22 protein-coding genes are annotated in these 22008 nt (G+C 63.0%); 6 read left to right on the forward strand and 16 right to left on the reverse strand.

Annotated elements, in window-relative coordinates; genetic code table 11:
* The 3 genes from I2H36_RS10360 to I2H36_RS10370 all read left to right on the forward strand — a co-directional run bounded on the left by I2H36_RS10360 (nt 1) and on the right by I2H36_RS10370 (nt 5152).
* Entirely contained in the window at nt 1-615 is a 615-nt protein-coding gene (locus I2H36_RS10360) for a LysE family translocator (protein ID WP_196263806.1), read from the forward strand.
* A 197-nt stretch (nt 616-812) separates the two neighbouring features.
* Nucleotides 813-3239 carry a DNA topoisomerase (ATP-hydrolyzing) subunit B gene (gene gyrB / locus I2H36_RS10365; protein ID WP_196263807.1) on the forward strand — a complete coding sequence of 809 codons (2427 nt, stop codon included), beginning with the start codon at nt 813-815 and terminating at the stop codon, nt 3237-3239.
* Nucleotides 3240-3466: 227 nt separating this feature from the next.
* Nucleotides 3467-5152: a sensor domain-containing diguanylate cyclase gene (locus I2H36_RS10370; RefSeq protein ID WP_196263808.1), complete on the forward strand. Its 1686-nt coding sequence runs from the start codon at nt 3467-3469 to the stop codon at nt 5150-5152.
* Nucleotides 5153-5229: 77 nt separating this feature from the next.
* Here I2H36_RS10370 and I2H36_RS10375 read toward each other — a convergent pair whose 3' ends face one another.
* From I2H36_RS10375 to I2H36_RS10385, 3 genes are read right to left on the reverse strand one after another with little or no spacing between them, the layout of a single operon-like run.
* Nucleotides 5230-5640 carry a DoxX family protein gene (locus I2H36_RS10375; protein ID WP_196263967.1) on the reverse strand — a complete coding sequence of 137 codons (411 nt, stop codon included), beginning with the start codon at nt 5638-5640 and terminating at the stop codon, nt 5230-5232.
* Nucleotides 5641-5693: 53 nt separating this feature from the next.
* Nucleotides 5694-6116 (reverse strand): YciI family protein, encoded by a 423-nt coding sequence (locus tag I2H36_RS10380; protein ID WP_196263809.1) that lies wholly within the window; start codon nt 6114-6116, stop codon nt 5694-5696.
* Between the two features lie 44 nt (nt 6117-6160).
* Nucleotides 6161-6592 carry a VOC family protein gene (locus tag I2H36_RS10385; protein ID WP_196263810.1) on the reverse strand — a complete coding sequence of 144 codons (432 nt, stop codon included), beginning with the start codon at nt 6590-6592 and terminating at the stop codon, nt 6161-6163.
* 61 nt (nt 6593-6653) lie between these two features.
* Here I2H36_RS10385 and I2H36_RS10390 point away from each other — a divergent pair, with 61 nt between their 5' ends.
* A complete protein-coding gene (locus I2H36_RS10390; protein ID WP_196263811.1) occupies nt 6654-7355 on the forward strand; it encodes a winged helix-turn-helix transcriptional regulator in 702 nt (233 codons plus the stop codon).
* Here I2H36_RS10390 and I2H36_RS10395 read toward each other — a convergent pair.
* From I2H36_RS10395 to I2H36_RS10405, 3 genes are all read right to left on the reverse strand, one after another.
* Nucleotides 7352-8092 carry a dienelactone hydrolase family protein gene (locus tag I2H36_RS10395; RefSeq protein ID WP_196263812.1) on the reverse strand — a complete coding sequence of 247 codons (741 nt, stop codon included), beginning with the start codon at nt 8090-8092 and terminating at the stop codon, nt 7352-7354. The genes I2H36_RS10390 and I2H36_RS10395 overlap by 4 nt on opposite strands.
* A 141-nt stretch (nt 8093-8233) precedes the next feature.
* Entirely contained in the window at nt 8234-8413 is a 180-nt protein-coding gene (locus tag I2H36_RS10400; RefSeq protein ID WP_196263813.1) for a hypothetical protein, read from the reverse strand.
* Nucleotides 8414-8493: 80 nt separating this feature from the next.
* Nucleotides 8494-8859: an HNH endonuclease gene (locus I2H36_RS10405; RefSeq protein WP_210331026.1), complete on the reverse strand. Its 366-nt coding sequence runs from the start codon at nt 8857-8859 to the stop codon at nt 8494-8496.
* Here I2H36_RS10405 and I2H36_RS10410 point away from each other — a divergent pair.
* Nucleotides 8858-9406: a BON domain-containing protein gene (locus I2H36_RS10410; protein ID WP_210331027.1), complete on the forward strand. Its 549-nt coding sequence runs from the start codon at nt 8858-8860 to the stop codon at nt 9404-9406. The genes I2H36_RS10405 and I2H36_RS10410 overlap by 2 nt on opposite strands.
* A 42-nt stretch (nt 9407-9448) precedes the next feature.
* On the opposite strand, the gene I2H36_RS10415 is transcribed toward I2H36_RS10410, so the two are convergent.
* Both I2H36_RS10415 and I2H36_RS10420 read right to left on the reverse strand, forming a co-directional pair.
* Nucleotides 9449-10114, reverse strand: a complete 666-nt coding sequence (locus I2H36_RS10415; protein WP_196263816.1) for an HAD family hydrolase — start codon at nt 10112-10114, stop codon at nt 9449-9451.
* Between the two features lie 56 nt (nt 10115-10170).
* A complete protein-coding gene (locus tag I2H36_RS10420; RefSeq protein ID WP_196263817.1) occupies nt 10171-10377 on the reverse strand; it encodes a hypothetical protein in 207 nt (68 codons plus the stop codon).
* A gap of 177 nt (nt 10378-10554) precedes the next feature.
* Here I2H36_RS10420 and I2H36_RS10425 point away from each other — a divergent pair, with 177 nt between their 5' ends.
* Entirely contained in the window at nt 10555-11373 is an 819-nt protein-coding gene (locus tag I2H36_RS10425; RefSeq protein ID WP_196263818.1) for a MipA/OmpV family protein, read from the forward strand.
* A 74-nt stretch (nt 11374-11447) separates the two neighbouring features.
* On the opposite strand, the gene I2H36_RS10430 is transcribed toward I2H36_RS10425, so the two are convergent.
* The 8 genes from I2H36_RS10430 to I2H36_RS10465 form a co-directional block, all read right to left on the reverse strand.
* Entirely contained in the window at nt 11448-11837 is a 390-nt protein-coding gene (locus tag I2H36_RS10430) for a 6-carboxytetrahydropterin synthase (RefSeq protein ID WP_196263819.1), read from the reverse strand.
* Between the two features lie 162 nt (nt 11838-11999).
* Nucleotides 12000-12626 carry a type B chloramphenicol O-acetyltransferase gene (gene catB / locus I2H36_RS10435; protein WP_196263820.1) on the reverse strand — a complete coding sequence of 209 codons (627 nt, stop codon included), beginning with the start codon at nt 12624-12626 and terminating at the stop codon, nt 12000-12002.
* A gap of 68 nt (nt 12627-12694) precedes the next feature.
* Entirely contained in the window at nt 12695-14626 is a 1932-nt protein-coding gene (locus tag I2H36_RS10440) for a putative bifunctional diguanylate cyclase/phosphodiesterase (protein ID WP_196263821.1), read from the reverse strand.
* Between the two features lie 31 nt (nt 14627-14657).
* Nucleotides 14658-15176, reverse strand: a complete 519-nt coding sequence (locus I2H36_RS10445; RefSeq protein WP_196263822.1) for a putative pterin-binding protein — start codon at nt 15174-15176, stop codon at nt 14658-14660.
* Nucleotides 15177-15449: 273 nt separating this feature from the next.
* A complete protein-coding gene (locus I2H36_RS10450) occupies nt 15450-16388 on the reverse strand; it encodes a ring-cleaving dioxygenase (RefSeq protein WP_196263823.1) in 939 nt (312 codons plus the stop codon).
* 243 nt (nt 16389-16631) lie between these two features.
* Entirely contained in the window at nt 16632-18068 is a 1437-nt protein-coding gene (locus I2H36_RS10455; protein ID WP_196263824.1) for a M20 family metallopeptidase, read from the reverse strand.
* 209 nt (nt 18069-18277) lie between these two features.
* On the reverse strand, nt 18278-20131 hold the full coding sequence (locus I2H36_RS10460) for an ABC transporter ATP-binding protein (RefSeq protein WP_196263825.1): 1854 nt from the start codon (nt 20129-20131) through the stop codon (nt 18278-18280).
* Nucleotides 20132-20316: 185 nt separating this feature from the next.
* Complete coding sequence (locus I2H36_RS10465; RefSeq protein ID WP_196263826.1) at nt 20317-21861, reverse strand: helicase HerA domain-containing protein; 1545 nt, start codon at nt 21859-21861, stop codon at nt 20317-20319.
* Nucleotides 21862-22008 lie beyond the last annotated feature (147 nt).

A 22008-nucleotide genomic window follows, 5' to 3' on the forward strand; every position in this document is an offset into this window, starting at 1 on the left:
ATGGATCTCGCAGGCCTTCTGCTCTTCTCCTCTGCCCTCTTCATCGCCGCGGCGTCGCCTGGGCCGGGGATCGCCGCGATCGTGGCACGGGTTCTGGGGCGCGGCCCGGAGGGAGCGATGGCTTTCAGCATCGGCGTCGCTTTGGGAGATGTGGTGTGGCTGTCTTTCGCCATCCTGGGACTCGCCGCTCTCGCGCAGACCTTCCATGAGGTGTTTCTGGTCATCAAATATTTGGGCGCAGCCTATCTCTTGTACATCGCCTACAAGCTCTGGACGGCGCCTGCGGCTAGTCAGGAAGTGGAAGCGAACGTAAAGGCGGAACATCCGGCGAAGCTCTTCATGGCAGGTCTCGCCGTGACCATGGGCAATCCGAAGGTCATGGTGTTTTACCTGGCGCTCCTGCCCACCTTTCTCGACCTGACCCGGATCACAATGTTAGGCTTCGCTGAACTCGTGGTCGCGACCCTGACGATTCTGGGCGTGGTTTTTGCCGGCTACATTGCCCTGGCCACCCGGGCCCGCCAGCTCTTCACCAGCCCTCGGGCCATCAGGTTCCTCAACCGGACCACCGGCACGGTCATGGCAGGGGCCGCGGCTGCCGTTGCGGCGCGCTGAGCATAATTGGCACCTAAGGTCGAGGATCCCCTCAGAAACGTCCTGATTCGGCAGTTTTTCGTGGATTTTCGGCCCCTTTTCACGCGCGCGTATGCGCGTGGGGGTGAAATTTCAACCATTCATCCCTAAATAACTGATCTGACGAATCAAAACTCGAGCGCATGCCTCCCCCTTTGCTGCGCTCCGAAGGATCCCAAATGGCCGAACCTGCTATCAACGTGAATGCTGACGCCTATGGCGCTGAATCCATCAAGGTGCTCAAGGGCCTTGATGCGGTGCGCAAGCGGCCGGGCATGTATATCGGCGATACGGACGACGGCTCGGGCCTCCACCATATGGTCTATGAGGTGGTGGACAACGCCATCGACGAGGCCCTCGCCGGTCACGCAACGGAAGTCACCGTCACGCTCAACGCCGACGGCTCGGTGACCGTCACCGACAACGGCCGCGGCATTCCCACCGACATCCACAAGGGCGAAGGCATCTCGGCCGCCGAGGTCATCATGACCCAGCTGCATGCGGGCGGGAAGTTCGACCAAAACTCCTACAAGGTGTCCGGCGGCCTGCACGGCGTGGGCGTCTCGGTGGTGAACGCGCTCTCGAGCTGGCTCAAACTGCGCATCTACCGCAACGGCAAGGCTCACGAGATCGAGTTCAAGCACGGCGTTGCGGTCGCGCCTCTCGCGGTCGTCGGCGATGCTGAAGGCAAGCGCGGCACGGAAGTGACCTTCCTGGCCTCCACGGAAACCTTCACCATGGTGGAGTACGACTACGCCACCCTGGAGCACCGTCTGCGCGAACTGGCGTTCCTGAACTCAGGCGTGCACATCATCCTGACCGACAAGCGCCATGCGGAGCACAAGCGCGAGGACCTGATGTACGAGGGCGGCGTCGAGGCCTTCGTGCGCTACCTCGACCGCGCCAAGACCCCGCTGATCCAGCAGCCGATCATGATCCGCTCCGAGAAGGACGGCATCGGTGTCGAGGTGGCCCTGTGGTGGAACGACTCCTACCATGAGAATGTGCTCTGCTTCACCAACAACATCCCGCAGCGGGATGGCGGCACGCATCTCGCGGGCTTCCGCGCGTCGCTCACCCGCCAGGTGAACGGCTATGCGGAATCCTCCGGCATGACGAAGAAGGAAAAGGTTTCGCTCACCGGCGACGATTGCCGTGAGGGCCTTACCGCCGTCGTGTCCGTGAAGGTGCCGGATCCCAAGTTCTCGTCGCAGACGAAGGACAAACTCGTCTCGTCCGAGGTGCGCCCAGCCGTCGAGAACGTGGTCAACGAGGCCCTCAACAACTGGCTCGAGGAGCATCCGCAGGAAGCCCGTACTCTCGTCGGCAAGGTGGTGGAAGCCGCCGCTGCCCGCGAGGCCGCCCGCAAGGCGCGCGAGCTCACCCGCCGCAAGGGCGCGCTCGACATCGCGTCGCTCCCCGGCAAGCTCGCCGATTGTCAGGAGCGCGATCCGTCCAAGTGCGAACTTCTGCTCGTCGAGGGCGACTCGGCCGGCGGCTCCGCCAAGCAGGGCCGCAACCGCGCCTTCCAGGCCGTTCTGCCCCTGCGCGGAAAGATCCTCAACGTGGAGCGCGCGCGCTTCGACAAGATGTTGGGCAGCCAGGAGATCGGCACGCTGATCACCGCGCTCGGCACCGGCATCGGCCGCGAGGAATTCAACCTCGACAAGCTGCGCTATCACCGCATCATCATCATGACCGACGCGGACGTGGACGGCTCGCACATCCGCACTCTGCTGCTCACCTTCTTCTTCCGGCAGATGCCGGAGCTGATCGACCGCGGTTATCTCTATATCGCGCAGCCGCCGCTCTATAAGGCGGCCCGCGGCAAGACCTCGATCTATCTGAAGGATGAACGCGCACTGGAAGATTATCTCATCGGCGAAGGAATCGAGAATGCCTCGTTGCGGCTCGAAACCGGCGTCGAGTTCCAGGGCGACCAGCTGAGGGGCCTGATCGACGAGGCCCGTCTCGTGCGCCAGGTCCTGAACAGCCTGCACACGCGCTATAACCGCAAGGCCGTGGAGCAGGCGGCGATTGCCGGCGCCCTGCGCCCTGATGTGGTGGACGATCCGGTCCGCGGCCCTGCCGCTGCGGTCTACATCGCCCAGCGTCTCGATGCCATTTCGGAAGAACTCGAGCGCGGGTGGACCGGCGAGGTTCGCGAGGGCGGCTATGTCTTCTCGCGTACTGTCCGCGGCGTGACGCAGACCGCCGTTCTCGATCAGGCACTGATCGCCAGCCAGGAAGCCAAGAAGCTCGACGAGCGCGCCACCTCCCTGCAGGACGTTTATGCCAAGCCAGCAAAGCTGGTGCGCAAGAACGACGAGATGCAGATCGACGGCCCGCTCTCGCTGTTCAATGCCGTGCTTGCAGCCGGCCGCAAGGGCTTGCAGCTCCAGCGCTACAAAGGTCTTGGCGAAATGACCGCCCAGCAGCTTTGGGAGACCACTCTCGACGCCGATGTGCGCTCGCTGCTGCAGGTGAAGGTGAAGGATACCACCGACGCCGACGACCTCTTCGTCAAGCTCATGGGCGACGTGGTGGAGCCGCGCCGCGAGTTCATCCAGGAAAACGCACTCTCGGTGGCGAACCTGGACGTCTGATCAGAGCCATTCTCACAGTCTCTTGAAGGCGGAGCAGTCGCAAGCTGCTCCGCCTTTTTCGTTCGGCGCCTAAGAAGACGCAACGAATTCTGCTTTAACTTCAACATAAATGCCGTTGCGGAAGGAATCCCTTAACTGATCTGTTCGAAAGATGGCGAGGGATAGGCAGGATAGGGTAAGGCTCGACGCCCATGATGTATGTTCGGCGGACAGCCGCGATGTTGGCCATGCGCCATCGATCGCTTCGGCAGCAGGTGACCCTGCTGGTCGGTGTCCTGTGCTTCGCGCTCGTGTGCATCGTTGCAGTCGGGGCAGCCTATATCGCCCAGAGCCGCGTTCGCGGCATCGTCATGGCCCATGAGGCGCAGCAGGCTGCCGTCATCGCCAAGATCCTGGACCGCGGCATGTTCGAGCGATATCGGGAAGCCCGCAACCTCGCCGCGATGCCGGCCCTCAAGGCGATCTGGACCGGAGAGCCAGCGAACATCCGCCAGACGCTCGAGCAGATCCAGGCTTCGTACCCGGATTATGCCTGGATCGGATATGTCACACCGGATGGGACGGTGCAGGCTGCCACGCAGGGCATGCTGGAAGGTCAATCCGTGCAGGCCCGCCCCTGGTTTCAGGATGGGCTGAAGGGGCCCGCCGTCGGTGACGTGCACGAGGCGAAACTCCTGGCCAAGCTCCTCGGCCCTGCGCCGAACAACGAGCCTTTCAGGTTCGTCGATGTGGCCGCTCCGGTTCGCGACGACGCGGGTCGTATCGTCGGGGTGATCGGTGTCCATCTGAGCTGGATATGGGCTGATGAGACACGCCAGTCCATCCTCGGCAACCGGTATCATGAGGACGGACGCTCCATCTGGATCTTGTCCGCCGATGGAACAATGCTCCTGGGACCGCAGATCGGCAGCAGGCCTTTCCCGGACGAACATCTGCTGTCGATGCGCCAGGCGAAGGCCGGCGCATTCGAGGATGTGTCAGGTCCCGAGGCCATGCTCACGGGCTTTGCCGTCGCCGAGGGCTACAGGGATTATCCGGGTCTCGGCTGGATCGTCGTCTCACGCCAACCGGACAGCATCGCGTTTGCGGCGACGAGAGGCATCGTGTGGATGATCTTGGGGCTGGGCTGCGCCATCGCGGCCATCGGTCTGGTCTGCGCCCTCATCATTGCCAGAGGTGTGGTTCGTCCTCTGCAGACGATCATCGAAGCGGCCAACCGGATCGGCCGCGACCCGGCCATCACCCAGCTGCCGCGCGTGACGGGATCGCTGGAGATCGTGCAGCTTTCCTCGGCACTCCGCTCCCTCCTGCGCAGAGCCGGCGCGGCGGAACAGCAGGTGATCGCGACATCATCCCAGCATGCGAAGGACGTCTCCACCCTCCGCCATCTGGCCGAAACGGATGCGCTGTCCGGATTGCTCAACCGTCGGGGCTTCAGCCTTCTCGCCGATGATGCGTTCAGCCTCTACCGGCGCTATGAGCGTCCTCTCGCCGTGCTGATCCTCGACATCGATCACTTCAAGACCGTCAACGACACCTATGGCCATGTGGCAGGAGATACGGTGATCCGGTCGGTGGGAGCCGCTTTGACCAAAGCTCTGCGCACTTCCGACAAGGTGGCACGGTTCGGCGGCGAGGAGTTCGTGGTTCTCGTTCATGAGGTGGATTCGGGCGGGATTATCACCGTCGCCCAAAACCTGCGCCGCGCCGTTGAGGCCCTGACCATCGAGCATCAGGACCAACGGATTACGGTGACGATCAGCGTTGGAGGCGCTATGGCCCGCCGCAGCGACGAGGACGTTCAGGAGGTGATCGAACGCGCGGACTCGGCCCTCTACCGGGCCAAAGCGGCAGGCCGCAACCGCGTGGTCATCGATGGCATGCAGATCCAGCTCGCGAGTGCTGTTGCCTAAAGTATCGGACCCAAAAGTGGATTTGCACTTTTGGGATCCAAATGATCCTTCAGTGCGATTAGTGACGCGGTCGAGCGCTAGCGCAGTAGCGCCCGGATGCGTGGATCGCGCAACCAGAGCCCGGCCCACAGGGCGATACCCACATAGACACCGAACAGGCTGTGGCTGAAGAGGGGAGAACCGACCCGCACATGGGTGGCGACGGCGCCGCCGAGGTAGGCGGTGAGCAGGATCGCACCCAGAAGTGCCGTTCGCGGATAGGCATAGAGAAGGGCGGAGGCGATGAGCACGATGCCGAGAGCGCGCCAAGTCACAGGATCGGCTGGCCAGCCGAGCGGGGCCACCGTATCGAGCACCACCTGAAGCGGCACCAGCTTGATGGCGCCGTCGAACAGGAAAAAGAGAACGACGAGCCCACTTAAGATCCTGCCTGTCCGAACAAGTCCGCTGCTCGTGGGAGCGGCCTCTGCCGTCGCTGTGTGTGGCATTGTGGTCATTCGTTCCTTCCCTTCCTCTTTAACCGGCAGCAGCCGACGAGATTTCAGCGGCTGGCCAGCTTTTCGCTTGTCCGCTCGTGCAGTTCGGAGACCTCGGGCGTCATGACCTCTGCAAAATCCGCCATCTCATAGATCGGGCGAATTTCGATCTCGCTCGGACCGGGCATGGGGTTAGGGCAGCGCTTCACCCACTCGACCGCCTCGGCCATATCCTTGACCTCCCAGAGCCAGTATCCGGCAACCAGCTCATGGGTCTGGGCAAACGGCCCGTCGATGACGGTGCGGCTCGGACCGTCGAAGGCTACGCGCTTGCCTTGAGACGAAGGCTTCAGCCCCTCGCCAGCCTGCATGATGCCGGCGTTGACCAATTCCTCGTTGAACTTGCCCATGGCCTCGAAGAGCTCGGTCGAGGGCATGATGCCCGCCTCGCTGTCCTTCGTCGCCTTCACCAGAACCATCACGCGCATCGTCTTCCCCCCTGTGTTCTAAAATCCCCTTGTCCAATCGACCATCAGGCCGAAGCCATCTCGCCCATGCTTTCCTTGGCAGCCTCAAGGTCCATCCACATCACCTCCCAGATGTGGCCATCCGGATCCTCGAAGCTGCGGCCATACATGAAGCCGTAATCCTGCTCCGGGCCGATATCGATCGTGCCTCCGGCTCCACCAGCGCGGGCAACCATATCGTCGACGGCGTCACGGCTCTCCGCCGACATGCAGATCAGCACCTCGCTTGTCTCCCGCGCATTGGCGATTGTCTTGGGCGTAAACTGGCGGAATTTGTCGTGTGTCAGGAGCATCACATGGATGGTCTCGGAAAAGACCATGCAGGCGGCGGTGTGGTCGGTGAACTGCTCGTTCTTCAAGGCGCCAACAGCCTCGTAAAAAGCAATTGAGTTAGGCAGGTCGGCGACAGGCAGGTTGACGAAGATCAGTTTGGACATTTGGTCTCTCCCTCTGGCTTGGTTTTGACATTGATTCCACGTTCAGTTATAAATATCAACTATGAAGTTAGAAAAAATAACTGACAATCCGAATGCTCGCTCTAAGCGCCATTACGAGGACGCCTGTGCGGCGGCTCATGCCCTCGACCTCTTGGGCGAGCGCTGGGCGCTTCTGGTGATGCGCGAGCTCATGATGGGTCCGAAGCGCTTCAGCGACCTGCGGGAGAGCCTCCCGGGGATCAGCGCCAATGTGCTCACCCAGCGGCTCGAAGGTCTGGAGGCGGCCGGCGTCCTGGTGCGGCGCAAGTTGCCGCCGCCTGCGGCCGTCCACGTCTATGAGCTCACAGAATGGGGCTACGAGAGCGAGCCGATCTTCCAGGCCCTCGGCCGCTGGGCGGCGCGTTCGCCCCAGCATGACCCGACCCTGCCGTTCAGCACCGCATCCTTCCTGCTGTCGCTGCGAACGATGCTCGATTGCGATCGAGCGAAGGGTCTGGAGGCGCGGGTCGGCTTCCACCTCGGCGAAGAAACGTTCCTCGCGCATCTGGCAGATGGAAAAATCGAGATCTCCCGAAGCACTCTTGAAGGCGCCAACCTGATTTTCACGGGCACGCCACCAGTGCTGGCAGGCGCGATCTATGGCGGCCAGCCGCTGGAGGATTTGGAGCAGGCAGGGGCTTTGCAAATCGACGGCAACCGCACCCTCGCCCAGCGCTTCATCAGCCTGTTTCCCCTGCCACCGAAGGCCGCAAAACCGGCCTAGCGCAGGGTCTCGTCGAAGAAGGTCAGCAGCCGCCTCCAGTGCCGCTCGGCGCCACGCTCGTCATAAACCCTACTATCGGGAACGGCCCACCCGTGGCCCATGCCGACATAGTTCTCGATCACGTGGTCGATCTCGGCCAAGCGCAGGGCTTCGGCCAAGCGCGCGGACTGCTCGGGCGGGAAGCTCTCGTCAACCCCAGCGCTACCCACATAGACATGGCCTTTGATCGTCGCCACGTTCAGGTGCGGGCTGTCGGGCGCGTCATTGGCGAGACGCCCGCCATGGAAGCTTGCAGCCGCGGCGATGCGGTCCGGATAGGCCGCCGCTGCGTTGATGGCGCGGCTGCCGCCCATGCAATAGCCGACGGTGCCGATCCGGCCCGTAGCCCCCGCTTGAGTGAGTGCTTCAAGGAAGGCTGCGCTGTCGCGCCGGGTCATTTCCTGGGTCGTATCGCTGATCATGCTCCGCAGCTTGGTGCGGGTCGGCTCCTCGCTGAAGGCCGTCTTGGCATCGAGGGGTCCATAATCGCCGTAGCGGTAGAAGAGATCGGGCACAAGAACCACATAGCCCTCGCCTGCTAGGCGCTCGGCCATGATATCGAGCGCGGGACGGGGTCCGAAGGCATCCATGTAGAGGATCACGCCGGGGACTTTGGCGGCAGGCTGGTGGCTCGGGTGAAACACCCCGGCCCTGGCGATTCCGTCCTGGGTCTTGATCGTAATGTCTTGTTTAGCCACGTCTGTCTCCTTGCGCCGTTTAATATCCTACGAGCATGCTTGGGGGATCAGCAGCTCATAGGATGAGCATTTTTCATCCTGTCATAAGAATCCTCTGATGAGGCTGTGAAGGCGCATTCAAATGTGGTGTCGCCCCGCCCTTCAAGGCCCGCCGGCGAGGGATCCCACCACAGCCATGGTGAGTTCGTCGAGATTGACCCGGCCTTCGATGGTGATCATCTCGGCTTCGCTCGCCCTGACGCGCAGGCCTTGCTCGTTGGCCTCAGACTGACGCTTCAGCTCCGCAATGATGGCCTTGCGCACTTGATCCTCGATGTTCATCGCTGTCTCCGTTCGAATGACAATGTCTCGCTGTCGAACGTCGGCACGGATAACCCCGTTCCACATCGGCCACCAAGTGCTCAGGCCGTCGGCTTGCTCGTCTTGGACGCCCTGAACGTCTCGACCGCCATGGTGCCGCGCTCGTTGTTGCAGGCGGAGCAGGCCAGGACGAGGTTGTCACGGGTGAGCGGGCCGCCGAGGGATCTCGGATGCACATGGTCGAGGGTTGCAAGATCGGGACCGCGCTTCACACCGTGCCCAGGACGGCGCGCCGGGATCCCACAATAGACGCAGCACCCTCCGTCGCGGGCATAGACATCCTCAAAGAGCTTGATGCGCTGCGCGGCTTTCATAAGTCTGGGATGCTCTTCGTTATGTTGCAATCGTCGTGTGGAACCACGGGCAAGCCGGATGGTTGCTCCTGCAATCACAGGAGCAACCGCCATGGTAGACACCCGCCGCAGGAACCGAAAGCCCTTCGACGACGACAACGGCTACGGTGACGTGCCCCAGGGCGCCGTGGGTTTCCGCGGCGAGGGTCGGGAATATCCTGGCGGCTACGGCAGCGATGCCAACGAATTTTCCGGAGGCGTGATCGACGACGGGCGGGGCGGCCCGCGCGACGACGAAGGCTTCGATCCAGGCTACAGCCGGCCCCGCTCGGGCTACGGCGCCTTCGGAGACCGCGATCCGAATGATGCCAATGTGCGCTCCGGTCGGGATGATGGACGACCCAGCGCAGGCCAGCATCGTGGCCGTGGTCCCAAGGGCTATAGGCGGTCGGACGAACGCATTCATGAGGATGTATGCGAGCGCCTGACGGAGGATCCTTTGATCGATGCCTCGAACATCGAAGTTCTTGTGAAGGACGGCGAGATCACCCTCAACGGGACCGTGACGAGCCGCGGCCTCAAGCGCCGCGCCGAGGATCTGGCGGAACTCGCCTCCGGCGTCTCTCACGTTCAGAACAATCTGCGCGTTCAGGGTGTCTGAACGCTGAGGCAGCCCTGATGAAGCAAGGCTGCCTTTCCTATGTCACGACGCAAGCGGCGAGCTGTCGTAGTTACGCAGCAGGTCCTCGACATCGCGATAAACCGCGATGCAGCCGGCATCCTTCAAGGACTGTTCGGTAAAGCCGCCGGACAGCACGCCGATGGATTTCATCTGCGCCTTGCGCGCAGCCTCCGCATCATAGGGCGTATCGCCGATCACCACGGCCTCATGCGACGCGAGCGGTGCAAGCTTCGCCAGCGCGGCCTCGAAGATATCGGGGAAGGGCTTCGAGCGCTCTGCATCGTCCGACGATGTCGCCGAGTCGATGAGGTCCGCGATGCCTGCGATCCCCTTGTAGGTCTCGACCTCGTCCGCGTTGCCGGAGGATGCCAGCACCGCATTCTGCCCTGCCGCGCGGATGCGCTCGAAGAGGTTGCGGACAGTAGGAAACGCACGCGCCCGCTGCAGGTACTCGCGCTTGAAAAGATCCGAGCGAAAATCCTTGATGGCGTCGCCCCGCTTCTCGATCACATCGGGCGGTAAGAGCCCGTGCAGGATCTGGTCGCCGCCCTTGCCGATCTGCGAACGCAGATCCTGGAACGCGATCTCGAATCCAAAATGTTCGAGCGCCTTCACCCAGGCTTCGGCGTGAAGGTCGACGGTATCGATGAGCGTGCCGTCGATGTCGAAGATAGCTGCTTTGATCATGATGGATTTCAACGATGGGGAACGGCATTGCACACGGGGTGGCCTCGGCCGTCCTCTCACGGCACCTCGGGTTGAGGCATCGGATGAACGACAGGCCTGTCCGGCTCGGGCGGCTGCTCCGGAAGGGACGAGGGAACGCCGGGCGGAGCCGATGGTGCTGGCGTCTCCGGCGGGATCGGCATGACGGGCACAGGCTCCGTTGGAGGCGGCTTGGGATAGAACTCATCCGGCTGCGGACGGCTGCTGACGCGGTGCGGGGTCAAGAGGCTCTCCCTGGATCTGCCCCTGACAACCTTTCAGCTCGGACAAAGGTTCTCCTGCAGCCCCACTCGATTTCCGCATGACCGGTCAGACTCGCGAAACCATAGGCAAACCCTTGGCTTGACCTTACGTCCATTTGAGGTCACGACGACAGGCTGGAACAACGAGCCGGAAGAATCATGCGCACAGCCCGATCCCTTGCCCTCCTCGCCTTCCTCGCCACCGGGTCGTCGCTGGCTCAGGCAGCCGACCCCGTGTTCTCGCCCGAACCCATCCAAAGTTCCCCGGGCTGGATCGTCACCGTGAAGGGCAACCTGCGGGTGGGGCCGTCTTATCCCGGTTCGGACGATTTCAGCTTCATCGGCTATCCGTCCCTGAGCTTCCGCCGTGCGGGAACGGTCGAGCGCTTCAGCGCTCCCGACGATGGCCTGAGCTTTTCGTTGCTGGATGACTCGGCCTTCCGCGTTGGCGTGGTGGGTCGCTTCGTGGGCGGACGCTATTACGAGGGCAACCGGGAACTCGTCGGCCTCGACAAGATCGATTGGGCGGTGGAGCCCGGCGTGTTTGTGGAATACTGGCCCCTGGACTTCCTGCGCGCCCGCGCCGAGATCCGCCGCGGCTTCGGCGGGCATGAGGGCTTCGTGGCCGATTTCGGTCTCGATGCGGTGCAGCGGTTCGGCGCCGTCACCTTGTCGCTGGGCCCGAGGCTGTCCCTCGGCGACAGCGAATTTACCCGCACCTATTTCGGTGTGACGCCCGAGGAGGCGGCGCTCAACGGCCAGGTGACGGCTTATCGTCCCTCCGGCGGCATCACCTCGGTGGGTGCAACCGGCGCCGTCAGCTACGACTGGTCGCAGCAATGGTCGACCACGGCTTTCGTCACCTACAAGCATCTGGTGAGCGATGCCGCCGACAGCCCGATCGTCGAGCGTTTCGGCTCCGAGCATCAGTTCGGTCTGGGGCTCACCGTATCCTATTCTTTCGGCTACACGCCCTGACACGAGCCATCGAGGCCCAAACAAAAGAGCCGCCTCACAGGGCGGCTCTTTTGTTTTCAGGAACGTGACCCTTCTCAGGCTGCGAGGCTCCTGCCCGCTGCACCATCGTCTCCGCGATAGATGCAGCCTTCCTGCGAGCCGGACATGCCACGCTTGAGTTCCACTTCCTCAAGACCGGGGAAGCGATCCTTCACCAGCTTCCAGACATACTTGGTGACGTTCTCCAGCGAGGCGACGCCAATGGCGGGGTTGAGATCGAGATTGCCGTGATCGAGGCCCGACCCATGCTTGCCCTTGATCTCCTCGATGTAGTTCTCGACGTCATAGAGATTGACTGGCCAGCCATAGACCTCGTCCACGGGCCCGCCGAAGGTCAGCTTGACGATGAAGGTGTGCCCATGCAGCCCGGAATAGGGAGCTACCGAGTGAGCGGCATCGAACGTGAACTCGCAATAGGTCTTCATGGCCCCTGCTCCCACAACAATCGCCAAAATCGTCCTGCCGGTTGACGCTTCGACAGGTGATCCTGCGTAACATAGGTGGTCAGGATCGGCAAAGAGCGTAGAGGTATTTTCTCTTAAACCCATACGCTCATGCGGCATTTGGCTATGTAGCGCAGTAGGGGCCTATCCCTCACGCCAGAAGCGATGGAGTCCTGCAATGTCCGACCCGCACATGAACGCCATCGCATCCCTGATGCGCTCGAGCGGCCAGTCCCACCAGGCCATCTCCAGCAGCATGGCGATCTCCTCGTCGGAGAACCGCTTGCGGACCGCTCGCGCAGGATTGCCGGCCACGATGGTGTAGGGCTCCACGTCGCGGGTCACGACGGCCCGGCTCCCAATCACGGCCCCATGACCGATCCGGACACCCGGCATGATCATGGCCTCCGCGCCGATCCAGACATCGCTGCCCACCACCGTATCGCCCGCAGGCAGGAATGGATCCTGCGGCTCGCCGAAGGTGCCGTCCTTGTTCATGTAGAAGAACGGAAAGGTCGAGATCCAATCCCGGCGATGGCCCTGGTTGCCATGCATCATGAACGTCGCGCCGGTTGCGATGGAGCAGAAGCTGCCGATGATGAGCTTGTCGGTCTCCGGCTCGTCGGGCAGCAGGTAGCGTGCGCAATCGTCGAAGGAATGTCCGTGATAATAACCGGAGTAGTAGCTGTAGCGCCCGACGACGATGTGCGGGTTAGTGACCTGCTCCGACAGGGGAATGCCCTTCAAGGCGCTCTCGAAGATGTTTTTCATAAGGGTCTTCTTATGGAAGGAAATCTGTCAGCGCCAAGATGGTGTGTGGACTCGTTTGCGCGTGACCGTCAGGCCACACGGGCCGTCTGCCTGAGGGCTTCAAGCGTATGCACGAGTTCACGTGCCGGCCGTGGGCGACCGAAATAGTAGCCTTGCGCATCGGTGCATCCTGCCGCCTGGATCTGGCGCAGCTGCTCCTCCGTCTCAACGCCTTCGGCAACGGTCGGCATGCCGAGGCTGCTGCCCAGATTGGCCACGGACTGCACGATGGCAAGACAATCCGACCGCTGGGACATTTCCCGCACGAACGACTGGTCGATCTTGATCTTGTCGAACGGGAAGCTGCGCAGGTAGCTCAATGACGAATAGCCGGTGCCGAAATCGTCCATGGCGATGCGCACGCCGAGACGGCGCAGCTGGTGCAGCATCGAGACGGTCGCCTCGTTGTCCTGCAGAAGCACCGATTCGGTAATCTCCAGCTCCAGCCGGTTCGGAGCGAGCCCCGATGCTACCAGAGCGCGGCTGACGCTCTGCACCAATCCACGATTGCGGAACTGAACGGGCGAGAGATTGACGGCCACATGGATGTTGCGCGGCCATTTTGCCGCTTCCTTGCAGGACTGATCGAGAATCCACTCGCCCAAGGTCACGATGAGGCCCGTATCCTCGATGACCGGGATGAATTCGGCGGGCGGGACGAGCCCGCGCTCCGGATGGTGCCAGCGCAGGAGAGCCTCGTAGCCGCTGATCTCGTTGAGGTTGATGTTGATCTGCGGCTGGTAGAACAGCTCAAACTCGCCATTGGCTGCGGCCTTGCGCAGATCGACCTCGAGCGCGCGCCGCGCCTGAAGCTGAACGTCCATGTGCGGCTCGAAGAAGCGGAACGTGCCTCGTCCGTCTGCCTTGGCGTGATAGAGCGCCATGTCGGCATGCTTCAGGATCTGGCTTGGGGTGACATAGCCCTGAGGCAGCGCGATCCCGATGCTTGTGCCGATGAAGATTTCCTGACCGTTCACGGTGAAAGGCGCCCGCAGGGCCTCGACGATTTTCGACGCCAGAGCCGCGCTTTCGCTGGCTTTACGAATTCCGGTCTGGAGAATCGCGAATTCGTCGCCGCCGAACCGGGAAATCAGGTTGCGAACTTGGCCCTCGCTCGCGGGAATGCAGCTCCGGAGACGTTCGGCCACTGCCTTGAGCAATTCGTCGCCCGTCTCGTGGCCGAAGGAATCGTTGACGTCCTTGAAGTGGTCGAGATCCAGATAAGACACGGCGATCGTGCGGCCGTTCGGTTTGAGACCGGCCAGCGCATGCTCCAGCTGGTTGCGGAGCACGACGCGGTTGGGCAGGCCCGTGAGGGCATCCTGATGCGCCAGGACATGCAGCTCCTGATGTGCCCGCCCCAGCAGCCGGTTGTGCCTGTCGAGAAGAACGATGAGCGCAACGCCGATCAGAACGAGGCTGGCCGCGATGCCTGAGAAGAGCCAATGCAGGCGGATCAGCTCCTGCTGATCCTTCTGAACGGTCTCGGACCCATAGATGAGCACGGTCGATGCGATCTGGGCCAGAGCGCCGTCGAATGGTTTCAGGCCGTCGACCACCTTCTGGAGATTGCCCGGCTGGTCCAGGTTCTGGATGAGCGGATCCATGCCCTCGAGCGCCAGCTCGAGCCGCCGCAGCATGGCCTGATGATCAGGCTCCCGCTGGAGCAGAGAATGGAAGTCACCTTCGTTCAGCTGCTTCACCCGGCCGGCGAGGATATCGTAGCGAAGCGCCACCTCATCCTTGTCGACGCCGCTTCCAGGTCTCTCGAATTCGGAGAGACGGTGCTCCAGCCGGATGAATTCGGACGAGGCCTGACTGGCCTCCCAGGCTGGATTGTAGACAGCGATCTGCCGCAACGCACCCTGGCGCTGGACGACCAGCACCGAGATGTAGATGGCGGCGATCAGGAACCCACCGATCACGAGGGCGATCACCGTTTTGAATGTGCGCAGCGACAATGGGAGGCCTCCGCCCCTGCCTTAATCTCGGCTACCGGACCTCGATCTTGGCAACCTGCCAAGCCGACCGTGCATAATAGGTCTGGCTCTTCAGGTCCGGGCTGCTGTCATAGGGATAGATGACGAACAGCGGCCCCTTGTCGCGTACGGACATGTATTCGCCATCGCGTTTAATGGCGAGGATCACATTGAACTTCGCGAAGTCGTCGAGCGGGATCTCAGTCGTATAGTCGTTCAACGCGACCACGACGACCCGCTGGCCGGAAGCGCCGACCTGCTTCATCAGCTTGTCGAGCGAGACCCCCTCGAACTTGACCTTGCCCTCATGCCAGGGAGTCGTGGTCTCCACAGTCACCAAGCCCATGGATTCCAGCATCTTCCGATCGAACTGGGCCGTGTTGTCCTTGTTGGTCACGGAGATCTTGCCGGAGATCGTCAGGATGGGCTTTTCACTCGGCATGGCCAGCGAGGCCGCGTATGCCGCGCCCACGAAGGTGGTCAGCGCAAGCAGCGCTCCCACCAGGCCGCTCTTCACCTTGGCGCTAAACATGGAAATCCCCTGAACAGGAAGTAATGAGAACACATGAACCAATTAACTTAAGCAAAGTCTTACATAACTCTGCAGAGGAAGCAAAAAAGTGAATACAACAGTGTTACGGTTGATGAAACCTTACTTCCGGGAGATCTGAACCTTCTACACGGATCGGCGATCCACCGCTTGAGACGCAATGCCGCAAAAGGCGACTCGCTTCCTAAAAAAGAGAGCCGCCCTGCTTCTTCAGGGCGGCTCGCGGCAATCGTCGAAATACAGGGAATCAAGGACTTATAGAGGCTTGAGACCCTCCTCGATCTCGGCCCGGCGCGGCTCCAGGAAGGGCGGCAGGGCGAGGCGCTCGCCGAGCCTGTCCATGGGCTCGTCGGTGGCGAAGCCCGGACCGTCGGTGGCGATCTCAAACAGGATCCCGTTAGGCTCGCGGAAGTAGAGGCTCTGGAAGTAGTAGCGGTCCACCGGCCCGCTGGACGGCGCCCTCAAGGCTTGCAGGCGCTCCCAGCACTCCCGGTAGGTGCGCTCGTCCGGCGTGCGGAAGGCCACGTGGTGCACGCCCCCCGCACCCTGACGGGCCGGCGCAAGACCCGGCTCCACGGCCACATGCAGCTCCGCCCCGGCACCACCTTCACCCATCTCGAACACGTGAACCGGGGTATCGCCAACGCGATACTCCCGGACTGCCCGCATATCCATGGCTTCAGTTAGGACACGGGCCGTGCGCTCCAGCTTCGGCACGCTGATCCGGATCGGCCCCAGGCCACGGATCTGGTGCTCTGCAGGCACGGGGCTGCGCTCCCAGGGGTGAGCCTCTCCCTGCCCGCCGTCGTCGACGAGGCTCAGGCGCTGGCCTTCGAAATCCTCGAAATCGAGGGAGAGGCGGCCGTCACGCTCGACGATTTCGTCGCTGCGGACGTTGAGGCTGTCGAAGCGATCCTTCCACCAAGCGAGAGCCTTCTCGCCGTTCACCCGCAAGGCCGTCTGGGCAATGCTGTGGGTGCCGCGCCGCTCGCGGTCTACAGGCCAGTCAAAGAAGGTGATGTCCGTCCCGGGAGAGGCCTTCGCGTCCGCATAGAACAGGTGGTAGGCGCTCACATCGTCCTGGTTGACCGTCTTCTTCACGAGCCGCAGGCCGAGCGTCTGGGTGTAGAAGGCGTGATTGCCCCTCGCATCCGCCGTGACGGCGGTGAGATGATGAATTCCGGTCAGCTTCATGACGCTCTCCATTCGTATGAATCGTAGATAGGCCGCCATTCCTGCCGCGACGAGTCCGGCGGCTGCCAAGCTGACATTGCTCAAATGCAAGCGTGAGGACTCAACCTGCGCTCGCTCCAAGGTCAGACATCAAACCCGATACGTCATGGCTGGGCTTGTCCCAGCCATCCCGATGCTGGATAGGCGCAGCGCCTCACCATATCGGGATCACTGGCACAAGGCCGGTGATGACGGAAAGAGTGTTCAGGCCGCCTTGGCGCGCAGATCATCCGGCGTTACCTCGTCTGGAATCGGGCAGCGATAGGCCCGGCCGCCGGTGCGCTCCCGCAGCTCCGCCTTGGCACGGACGACGAGGTCGGGATTGCGCAGGCAATCGGCGGCGGTAGCCGCCATGGCCTTGGCGGCGAGCACCATGCCCTTGTGGGCTGCCGGCAGGTTGCCTTGCGTGACGAGCTGCCAGGTGTGGAACGGGGTGCCGATGGCGAAACAGGCCGTGTGGCACTGCACCGTCGGCACGATCCAGCTGACATCCCCCACATCGGTGGTGCCCATCATCACCTCCTCGCGGGTCGGCATGGCCAGAACGCCGTCGTGCAGCACTTTCGTTTTCAGGGACATGTCATGCGGCTTCACACTCGCGAGAATCTCCTCCTCCGTCAGCGCTGATTTCTGAAGCTTCTCAGCGAATGCGAAATCAGTCTTGTCGAACTCGGGCGGGCCAAGGCGGCGCATGTTCTCATACATGGCCTCCTGCAGCGCCTTGTTGGGCACGACATTCGAGGTCGCATCCGTGATCTGCACGGACACTGAGGTTTCCGTCATCAGCGCCGCACCCTCGGCGATCTTCTTCACGCGCTCGAACAGCCGCTCCGCGTCGGGTAGGTGCGGCGAGCGCACCAGATAGAGCGATTCCGCGTAGGCCTGCACCACATTGGGCGCGTCGCCGCCGGTGTTGGTGATGGCGTAATGGACGCGCGCATCGGAGGGCATATGCTCGCGCATGTAGTTCACGCCGACATTCATCAACTCCACCGCATCGAGCGCCGAGCGGCCTACATGAGGCGCCGCGGCTGCGTGCGCCGCCCGGCCCCTGAAGCGGAAATAGGCCTGGATGCAGGCGAGCGACGAGGTGGTCTGCACTTCGTTGACTACGCTCGGGTGCCAGCAGAAGGCCGCATCGAGATCGTCGAACAGGCCGGCACGGGCCATGAAGGTTTTTCCGGATCCGCTCTCCTCGGCCGGGCAGCCGTAATAGCGCACTCTGCCGGCGATGCCTTCCGCCTCCAGCGCATCCTTGAGAGCCACGGCGGCAAGAGCCGATCCGGCTCCGAGCAGGTTATGGCCGCAGCCATGGCCGGGCGCCCCTCGCACCGTCGGCTTGTGCTCGGCGAGGCCGGAGACCTGCGCCAGATCGGGCAGGGCATCGAATTCGCCAAGGATCCCGACGACAGGACCGTCCGAACCCCACTCAGCCACGAAGGCCGTTGCCATGCTCCCGACATTCGGTGTGATGCGAAAGCCCTCGCGCTCCAGCATGGCGATCTGCTCGGCAACCGAACGATGCTCCTCGAAGGCGAGCTCGGGTGTTGCCCAGATGCGGTCGCTCAGGGCGCAGTAATCCTCGGCCTTGGCATCGACATGACGGGCGACGGAATCAAGGCTCAGTCGGTCGTTGTGCATGATGTGATGGATTCTCGAGATGATGGTAATGGCGCGACCTTACCCAGGATTGGGCTGGCGCGAAAGACCTCTACCGCAGCCCTCATCCTGAGGAAGTCACGTCCGTGACCGTCTCGAAGGACGAGGCGTCTCCAGTGCTCTCTGAACCCTCCCTCGAGACGCCGCTTTCAGCGGCTCCTCATGATGAGGTTTGTGTTTACCGAACTTTTCTAGATCGCCTCGTCCCGCACATTCTTGCGCGGCGCGAGAAAACCGCCGGATTGGCGCGACCAGAGGCCGGCATAGAGGCCGCCATTCTCGAGAAGCTCCTCGTGGGTGCCCTCTTCGACGATGCGCGCCTCGTCCATGACGATCAGGCGGTCCATGAGTTGCAGGGTCGAGAGGCGGTGCGCGATGGCGATCACCGTCTTGCCCTCCATCAGCGTCGCGAGCGATTCCTGGATTGCGGCCTCGACCTCGGAATCGAGCGCCGAAGTGGCTTCGTCCAGCACCAGGATCGGCGCATCCTTCAGGATCACGCGGGCGATGGCGATGCGCTGGCGCTGGCCGCCGGAGAGTTTCACGCCACGTTCGCCCACATGGGCATCGAAGCCGCGCCGTCCGCGTCCGTCCACGAGGCGCTCGATGAAGTCGGTGGCGTGAGCCTGGCGCGCGGCCTCGCGCATCGCCTCCTCACTGGCATCGGGCCGACCGTAGAGGATGTTTTCGCGGATGGAGCGGTGCAACAGCGAGGTGTCCTGCGTCACCACAGAGATCTGCGCGCGCAGGCTCTCCTCCTGCGCGTCGGCGATGTCCTGCCCGTCGATCAGGATGTGGCCGCCTTGAGGCTCGAAGAAGCGCAGCAGAAGATTGACCAACGTCGTCTTGCCGACGCCAGAGCGGCCCACGAGCCCGATCTTCTCGCCGGGCCTTAAGGTCAGATCGAGCCGGTCGATCACCGTGTCGCCCTCGCCGTAGGAGAAGCTGACATTCTCGAAGCGGATTTCGCCGCGCGGCACGTGCAGGGGCTTGGCGGTCGGCTTGTCCTGCATGGTGAGCGGGCGCGAGATAGTTTTCATGCCCTCCTGCACCGTGCCCACGTTCTCGAAGATACCCATCACCTCGAAGGCCACCCAGCCGGACATGGAGACGATCTGCGTGGAGAGCAGCAGCGCCGTGGTCATGGTGCCGGCATCGACCCGGTTTTCGCTGAACAGCCAGACCGCAACGGCGCCGGTGGCGACCAGGAAGATCGCGTTCAGGAAGGTCAGCCCAGCCACGTAGAGCGTGTTGATGCGCTGCTGGCTCATGAAGGCGTCGTTGAGCCGGCTGTAGCCCTCGCTGATGTATTCGTCCTCGTCCTTGCGGCGCCCGAACAGTTTTACCGTCATGATGTTGGTGAAGCTGTCCACCACCTTGCCGGTGACGGCGGAGCGTGCCTCGCTTGAGAGACGCGAGCGCTTCTGGATGCGCGGCACGGACAAGCCGAGCAGCGTGGCATAGAGCACGAACCATCCGGTCATGGGGATGGCGAGGCGCCAATCCTGCGTGCCGAGGAGACCGATGGAGGCCGCCCCGAAGATCAGGATCTGCCAGACCGCGCGGGCGACGGAGAGAACCGTCTCGCGCAAGGGACGGCCCGTCTGCAGCACCCGGTTGGCGATGCGCCCGGCAAAATCCTCCTGGAAGAAGCCGAGGGGCTGGCGCACCACGTGCCAGTAATTCTGCCAATGCACCATGGCGGTGAAGGAGACCGCGAGCGAATGGTTAACCAGCAGCCGGAACAGGATCGTGCCCACAGGCCGCACGAGCAGGATGATCGCCGCCATGGCGATCAGCAGCGGTCCGGCCTCGTCGAAAATGCCCTCAGGCGAGGTATGCGAGAGCGCATTCACCAGGCGGCCAATGAGCCAGGGAATCAGCGCTTCGAATACGGCCAGCACGAAGCCCAGCGCGAAGAGCGCGATGAACAGGCCCTTCGCCTGCCGGATGAAGTGCCAGTAGAAGCCCCACAAGGTATCCGGAGGCGATTCCTCCGGCGGCTTCTTCCTGAAATCGATGCGGGTTTCGAAAAAGCGGAACATCAGGGCCTGCATACGTTTCAACCCGAATCAACGGGCGAAGGGGCGCAATGATGCAACACTCTTTGTCGAAGGGGTGACGAGCGCTCTACAAATTAATTGATGGAAGCTATCAATCATCTTCTGGCGCTTGAAAAGCCTGTATGGGTGAGGATCCAGTTCACTTCAAACGTTCGTGACCGACACTCCTACCCCACCGCAAACAGATCCCGCGGCTCGGGCCCTTGCGGCTCTTCGAAAGCGTTCGGGTCGCCGGGGGCGGTTTCCCAGCCGAGATCGGGCAGCGCGATAATGCGAAGCCCCCGCGGGTCGTTGCGGGTCACCACGATGTTCCGGGTTTCCATATAGGCGATGAGGCGCCGCGCGCGGCCGGGCGAGCGGCTGCCGCAGGCCCGCGCAATCTCGCCGTCGGGCGGGCAGGGCGAGGCCTCCATGGCCGCGCGGGCGATGAGCAGGTAGATGCCCTGGATGTCCTCCGTGAGATCGGCCGCAAACGTCACGGCGCGGTCCCATTCGGTGCCCTCGGCAGTGGCCATGTTGACGCCGGCGCGGGCCACCGCGAGGCGGCGGCGGAAGGCGTTGAGGTTCAACGGCTCGCCGGCGATGCGACGGATGCGGCAGCGGACGAGAAAATCCTGATACAGAACAGCCACGGAGCGGAAGGCGGCCTCCCGGTCGTCGAGGATCTCGCGCAGGATCGCGTCGAGGGCGGCCTCGCGCTCGGCCTTGGACTGCTCGGTTTCTTCCGCTTGAGGCTCCGGCGCAGCGGCAGGCCGGGTGCGGGCGAGCTGGGCGAGAAGATCGTTGGTGGAGGGAGCGGGCGGGGGTGGAGGCGCACGGCGCGGCATCACCGGACGGGCCGCCACCTCGTCCTCGCCCGCCTTGAAGATGAGGTCGCGGGCATCTTCCTTGGGCTGCTCAGGCAGCGGCATGAGCTGGAAGGTGCCCGTGCGGGTGGAGGTTTTCACCGCGCCGATGCGGATCGGCAGCGGACGGCGCGACAGGGCAGGACCCAAAGCCACGAAATGCCCGCGCTCGAGGTCGCGGAACATCTCGGCCTGCCGACGCTCCATGCCCAACAGGTCGGCGGCACGCGCCATGTCGATGTCGAGGAAGGTGCGGCCCATGAGAAAGTTGGAGGCTTCGGCCGCCACGTTCTTGGCGAGCTTGGCGAGGCGTTGCGTGGCGATGATGCCGGCCAACCCCCTCTTGCGGCCGCGGCACATGAGGTTGGTCATGGCCCCGAGAGAGACTTTTCTCGCCTCGTCCGACACCTCGCCGGCTGCGGCGGGCGCAAAGAGCTGCGCTTCGTCCACCACCACCAGCATCGGGTACCAGTAGTCGCGCTCCGCATCGAAGAGTCCGCCGAGGAAGGCGGCCGCGCAGCGCATCTGCGCCTCCGTGTCGAGGCCCTCTAGGCTCAGCACCACGGAGACCCGGTGCTGGCGCACGCGGGCGGCGATCCGCTGCAGGTCGCCCTCACTGCGCGAGGCATCCACCACCACATGGCCGAACTTGTCGGCGAGCGTGACGAAATCGCCCTCGGGGTCGATGATGGCCTGCTGGACGAGATTGGCGCTCTGCTCGAGAAGACGGCGCAGGAGATGCGACTTGCCGGAGCCCGAATTGCCCTGGACGAGCAGACGCGTCGCCAGGAGCTCCTCGAGATCGAGCAAGGCCGATTGTCCCCCGGGGGCGGAGGACGCCACTCCCATGTCGATGCCAGCCTTCATCAGCCTCCCTCGTGCGATGCTCGAAAATGATCCGGCTCGGTCCTAACACGGCAAGGCTTAAGGAAGTGCCGGGCGAGTGGCAGCTCTCCACAGGCGAGATGCCCTATCCCCAGCCACGACGCCGCAGGATCAAGGAAACACTTGGGC

It is taken from the genome of Microvirga terrestris (genome assembly GCF_015694425.1).
In the GTDB taxonomy this organism is placed as follows: Bacteria; Pseudomonadota; Alphaproteobacteria; order Rhizobiales; family Beijerinckiaceae; genus Microvirga; species Microvirga terrestris.

Excerpts from the sequence above, each read along its gene's own strand:
- I2H36_RS10360 (WP_196263806.1), top strand. The coding sequence starts at position 1 with ATGGATCTCGCAGGCCTTCTGCTCTTCTCCTCTGCCCTCTTCATCGCC.
- gyrB (WP_196263807.1), top strand. The coding sequence starts at position 813 with ATGGCCGAACCTGCTATCAACGTGAATGCTGACGCCTATGGCGCTGAA.
- I2H36_RS10370 (WP_196263808.1), top strand. The coding sequence starts at position 3,467 with ATGCGCCATCGATCGCTTCGGCAGCAGGTGACCCTGCTGGTCGGTGTC.
- I2H36_RS10375 (WP_196263967.1), bottom strand. The coding sequence starts at position 5,640 with ATGCCACACACAGCGACGGCAGAGGCCGCTCCCACGAGCAGCGGACTT.
- I2H36_RS10380 (WP_196263809.1), bottom strand. The coding sequence starts at position 6,116 with ATGCGCGTGATGGTTCTGGTGAAGGCGACGAAGGACAGCGAGGCGGGC.
- I2H36_RS10385 (WP_196263810.1), bottom strand. The coding sequence starts at position 6,592 with ATGTCCAAACTGATCTTCGTCAACCTGCCTGTCGCCGACCTGCCTAAC.
- I2H36_RS10390 (WP_196263811.1), top strand. The coding sequence starts at position 6,654 with ATGAAGTTAGAAAAAATAACTGACAATCCGAATGCTCGCTCTAAGCGC.
- I2H36_RS10400 (WP_196263813.1), bottom strand. The coding sequence starts at position 8,413 with ATGAACATCGAGGATCAAGTGCGCAAGGCCATCATTGCGGAGCTGAAG.
- I2H36_RS10410 (WP_210331027.1), top strand. The coding sequence starts at position 8,858 with ATGGTAGACACCCGCCGCAGGAACCGAAAGCCCTTCGACGACGACAAC.
- I2H36_RS10405 (WP_210331026.1), bottom strand. The coding sequence starts at position 8,859 with ATGGCGGTTGCTCCTGTGATTGCAGGAGCAACCATCCGGCTTGCCCGT.
- I2H36_RS10415 (WP_196263816.1), bottom strand. The coding sequence starts at position 10,114 with ATGATCAAAGCAGCTATCTTCGACATCGACGGCACGCTCATCGATACC.
- I2H36_RS10425 (WP_196263818.1), top strand. The coding sequence starts at position 10,555 with ATGCGCACAGCCCGATCCCTTGCCCTCCTCGCCTTCCTCGCCACCGGG.
- I2H36_RS10430 (WP_196263819.1), bottom strand. The coding sequence starts at position 11,837 with ATGAAGACCTATTGCGAGTTCACGTTCGATGCCGCTCACTCGGTAGCT.
- catB (WP_196263820.1), bottom strand. The coding sequence starts at position 12,626 with ATGAAAAACATCTTCGAGAGCGCCTTGAAGGGCATTCCCCTGTCGGAG.
- I2H36_RS10445 (WP_196263822.1), bottom strand. The coding sequence starts at position 15,176 with ATGTTTAGCGCCAAGGTGAAGAGCGGCCTGGTGGGAGCGCTGCTTGCG.
- I2H36_RS10450 (WP_196263823.1), bottom strand. The coding sequence starts at position 16,388 with ATGAAGCTGACCGGAATTCATCATCTCACCGCCGTCACGGCGGATGCG.
- I2H36_RS10455 (WP_196263824.1), bottom strand. The coding sequence starts at position 18,068 with ATGCACAACGACCGACTGAGCCTTGATTCCGTCGCCCGTCATGTCGAT.
- I2H36_RS10460 (WP_196263825.1), bottom strand. The coding sequence starts at position 20,131 with ATGTTCCGCTTTTTCGAAACCCGCATCGATTTCAGGAAGAAGCCGCCG.
- I2H36_RS10465 (WP_196263826.1), bottom strand. The coding sequence starts at position 21,861 with ATGAAGGCTGGCATCGACATGGGAGTGGCGTCCTCCGCCCCCGGGGGA.